Below are 3851 nucleotides of genomic sequence, written 5' to 3' on the forward strand. Positions count from 1 at the left end.
AGTGGCGCGCGCGGTGGGCGACCGGGCGGTGCGGCGGGTCGTCGTGCGCCCGCCGCACCTGGTCAACGTGGTGCTGGCACCGGCCTGACGGCCTGGAGGTCAGGCGGCCGCGCCGTCGTCGTCCTCGCCGTCCTCCTCGTCGAGCTTCGCCCGCAGGGCGCGGAGCTCGACGAGGATCTCGCGGTTCTGCGCGGCCAGGGCGTCGAGCCGCTCGTCCTTCTGCTCGTCGTCATGGCGCTCCTCCTCCGCGATCTCCTCCATGCCGTTGACGATGACGGCGATGAACAGGTTCAGCACGGCGAAGCTGACGACCAGGATGTAGAGCACGAAGAAGATCCACGCGGCGGGATGGGTCTCCATCACCGAGCGGGCGATGTCGGGCCAGGCCTCGCCCGTCATGGCCTGGAAGAGCGTGAACAGGGAGATCCACAGGCTGCCGAAGTACTCGGGGGACGACGCTCCGAACAGGCCGGTCGCGATGACCGCCGATACGTACATGACCAGGATCAGCAGGGCGCCCACGGCGCCCATCCCCGGCACGGCCCGCAGCAGGCCGTCGACCACGCGGCGCAGCGACGGCACCACGGTGATCACCCTCAGCACCCTCAGCACCCGCAGGGCACGCAGCGCGGACAGGGACTCGCTCGCGGGGAGCACCGCGACACCGACGACGAGCAGGTCGAAGATGTTCCACGGGTCGCGGAAGAACTTCCGGCCGTACGCGACGATCCGCAGCACCAGCTCGAGCACGAAGAAGCCGAGCATGGCGTGGTCGATCCTGACGAGGACGTCGAAGGCCGGGCCCGTCACCATCGTCTCCGCGCCCAGGATCAGCGCGTTCGCCAGGATCACCCCGAGCACCAGGTGGGTGACCCACTTCTGGTCGAGAAAGGCCCGCAGCCGCTCCCGTCCGGTCCGCGGTACCGCCTGCGTGCCGATCTCGTGGTCCATCCGGTCTCTCCTCAACGTTCCCGTGCCCGGAGCCCGTGCTCCGGCAGTGCCTCGGGCCCCATGCCCGGGCGAACCTTAGCGTGGCGGTGTACCCCGTCCCGCGGGGTCGCAATGTCCCGATATGGACCTAATCGGCGGGTCCGGTGGCAACTGAACCAAATCAGTGCTTGAGTAGAGCACAAGCAAGCAACAAGACTGGAGGCAAATGCCATGGGCTTCTGGGCCTTTCTCATCCTCGGACTGATCGCCGGTGTCATCGCTCGCATCGTCATCCCGGGCAAGCAGCCGGGCGGTTTCTGGGTCACCTTGCTTCTCGGTGTGCTCGGCGCCATGCTCGGCGGCTGGCTGGGCGGACTGATCTTCAACATCGGCTTCGACGAGTTCTGGTCGTGGTCGACCTGGCTCTTCGCGGTGATCGGCGCGGTCATCGTCATCCTGATCGCCCAGGCGATCTTCGGTCGGCGCAAGGCCGCCTGACCGCTGTGGCCCGCGGCCGCACCGCCGGCGTCGTCGTCCTGACGATGCTGGTCGGTGCGGCCGCGGCCGCGTGTTCGGGTGGTCCGCCGGAGCCCTCGTCGACACTGGGTCCCGTGCCCGACGCCGTGGCCGACCACCTCACGGTCCAGGTGGACCAGGGGCGCACGCAGTACGCCGCCCGGGAGATCGTCCTCGCTGTCACCAACGACTCGGACGAGACGATGACGCTCCTGTCGGGCGCCCTGGACGCCGACGGCTTCGGGCCGTCGCGTCCCACGAAGGAGAACCGCACCCCGGCACTCCGGCCGGGTACCACGCGCGACGTCTACGTGGAGCTGGGCGAGGCGGAGTGCGCGGGTGCTCCGGCCGGCCCCGCGGAGCCCACCCCGGATGCCGCGCCGTCGGCCACGATCAGGCTCGCCCTCGGCGAGCACGACGACCTCGGGCCGGCGACCGACGTCGTCGTCGAGCAGGTCGAGGACCCTGGCGGTCACCTCGGCCGCAACCACGCCGTGGACTGCGCCGGTGCCGCCGTCGCCGCGGGAGCGGAGCTGACCGTCGAGCCCGACATTCCGGTCGAGACTCGCGACGGTGAGCTGACGGCACTGGTGACGCTACGGGTCGAGGCAGTGGACGGTGGACCTGAGGTCACGATCGACCGGATCGCCGGGACCACGATCATGAACAACGCCGACCCTGGCGGCGACGGCTCCGGCTGGACCGGGCGTGCGCTGGACGGCCAGCGGGCCGGCGCGATCACGCTGCCGGTGGTCCCCGCCCGCTGCGACGCCCACGCCGTGGGCGAGGACAAGCGCGGCACGTTCCTGCCGGTCTCGGCGAGCGTCGACGGCGAGGCGCAGCACGTCATCTACGTGCCCATGCCCGACTCGGCGCGTGCCGACCTGTTCGCGTTCATCGCGGACAGCTGCGACTGGCCGGAGTAGTCCGGTGTCCCGGAGATGCGCGGAAGGCGCCCCCTCCGGCACCGGGTCGGGACCCGGCACGGAGGCGGCGCCTCGCGAAGTGCTGATACTGCGGTGAGCGTCCGGCTCAGACGACGCGGATGAAGGTCGGGCTGTTCTGCCACATCTCGGTGTAGCGCACCGGCATGCCGGCGGCCCAGGCCTCGATGATCATGCCGTTGCCGGCGTAGAGGGCCACGTGGCCGGGCGTCCAGACGATGTCGCCCGGCTCGGGGTACGTGACCTGGTAGCCGGAGCCGAGCATCGCGCTCGAGGAGTGCGGCAGCGAGACGCCGAGCTGCGCGTACACGTACTGGATCAGGCCCGAGCAGTCCATGCCCTCCGACGGCGAGTTGCCGCCCAGCACGTAGGTGATGCCCAGGTAGTTGAAGGCGACGTTGACGGCCTGCTGGCCGACCGGGACCGGGTCCGGCGCGTCGACCGAGACGACGGCGGGGGCCTGGCCCTTCTCGCCGTCGGCGCCCTTCGTGGTGCCCAGGGTCTCCATCTCGATCGGCATCTTCGCGTCGGCCGGGACGGTCACGGTGGGCGCGGCGGCGACGGACTGCTTGGCCACCGCGGTGAGGGAGTTGAGGTCGACCGAGTTGAGCTTCGCGGTCTTGACCTCGGTCTTGAGATCCATCGCCGGGGCCGCGTGGGCCGTCGTCGCGATGGTCGAAATGAGGACGCCGCCTGCGGCTGCGGCGATGGCGCCACGGCGGGCGACGGTGCCGGCGTTCTCGGTGGCGGTACGAGCGAGGATAGTCAGTGGTGTCTGGGCCGGGCGGCTGTCGCGATGCCGTCCGCGGATGGAGTTCGTCACCTAATGTCTCCTGTACCGCCTGCGAGGTGAGCTGTCGGGTTCGGGTAGGAGTACAACCCGGCCGCACGGCTACTGGGGGGTTTCCGTCCGGCTTCACCCCGAGGGCGACGATCCTGCTGTCGCCCGGGAATGGGTCCCCCGCTCCTGTCTTGAACGTCTGAGTCATGAGCCGGTGACAGGACTCGGCGTCCGGCTCACGACTCCACCGTCGCGGTGGAGCAGAAGTCAAAGTACACACGTTCACGGGAAAAGTCACGATCGGGTTACGCATTACGGTCTGACCCAACGAAGAAGCAGATTTACACCGTTCCGGTCTTCAGGGTTATGACCGACATCACACATCGGCTAGCGTTCGGCGTCATGGCCGAAACGCAGCACCGCATCTCCGCGTGGTGGGTGCTTCCAATCAGTGCGATCGTCTGGTGGGCCTGCGGTTTTCTGCCCTGGATCGCGCAGCTGTCGTACCAGGTCACGGGCCTTGCCCGTGCGTCCGACGCCGCGGCGGCCGGGATCCGGCCGCTTCCCTTCACGGCCGACGGCGCCGTGGTCGGCCTGGTCGTCATGGCCCTGATGGGCGGACTGCTCGCCGGTGTCACGGCCCGCCTCCCCGCCTCGGCCGGCGCGGGTGCGGGCGCCGC

Annotated in this window: 5 protein-coding genes and 1 riboswitch; of the genes, 3 read left to right on the plus strand and 2 right to left on the minus strand. The window is 69.7% G+C overall.

The window, feature by feature from the left end; translation table 11 throughout:
- Positions 1 to 99: 99 nt before the first annotated feature.
- Entirely contained in the window at positions 100 to 951 is an 852-nt protein-coding gene (locus PROKR_RS13920) for an ion transporter (protein WP_051432983.1), read from the minus strand.
- A gap of 210 nt (positions 952 to 1161) precedes the next feature.
- Here PROKR_RS13920 and PROKR_RS13925 point away from each other — a divergent pair, with 210 nt between their 5' ends.
- Complete coding sequence (locus PROKR_RS13925) at positions 1162 to 1428, plus strand: GlsB/YeaQ/YmgE family stress response membrane protein (protein ID WP_036964256.1); 267 nt, start codon at positions 1162 to 1164, stop codon at positions 1426 to 1428.
- Positions 1429 to 1541: 113 nt separating this feature from the next.
- Positions 1542 to 2372: a hypothetical protein gene (locus tag PROKR_RS13930; RefSeq protein WP_157602076.1), complete on the plus strand. Its 831-nt coding sequence runs from the start codon at positions 1542 to 1544 to the stop codon at positions 2370 to 2372.
- 106 nt (positions 2373 to 2478) lie between these two features.
- On the opposite strand, the gene PROKR_RS37860 is transcribed toward PROKR_RS13930, so the two are convergent.
- Positions 2479 to 3033: a C40 family peptidase gene (locus tag PROKR_RS37860; RefSeq protein ID WP_157602077.1), complete on the minus strand. Its 555-nt coding sequence runs from the start codon at positions 3031 to 3033 to the stop codon at positions 2479 to 2481.
- Between the two features lie 181 nt (positions 3034 to 3214).
- A riboswitch (cyclic di-AMP (ydaO/yuaA leader) is annotated at positions 3215 to 3379 on the minus strand.
- A gap of 194 nt (positions 3380 to 3573) precedes the next feature.
- On the opposite strand from PROKR_RS37860, the gene PROKR_RS34930 reads away from it, so the two are divergent.
- Positions 3574 to 3851, plus strand: a 278-nt coding sequence (locus PROKR_RS34930) for a hypothetical protein (RefSeq protein WP_211240136.1), incomplete at its 3' end; no start/stop codon positions are given.

Source organism: Promicromonospora kroppenstedtii DSM 19349, from assembly GCF_000515355.1.
Lineage (GTDB): Bacteria > Actinomycetota > Actinomycetes > Actinomycetales > Cellulomonadaceae > Promicromonospora > Promicromonospora kroppenstedtii.

What these genes read in the sequence shown, in the direction of transcription:
- PROKR_RS13920 (WP_051432983.1), bottom strand. Translation starts at nt 951, where the DNA reads ATGGACCACGAGATCGGCACGCAGGCGGTACCGCGGACCGGACGGGAG.
- PROKR_RS13925 (WP_036964256.1), top strand. Translation starts at nt 1,162, where the DNA reads ATGGGCTTCTGGGCCTTTCTCATCCTCGGACTGATCGCCGGTGTCATC.
- PROKR_RS37860 (WP_157602077.1), bottom strand. Translation starts at nt 3,033, where the DNA reads ATGGATCTCAAGACCGAGGTCAAGACCGCGAAGCTCAACTCGGTCGAC.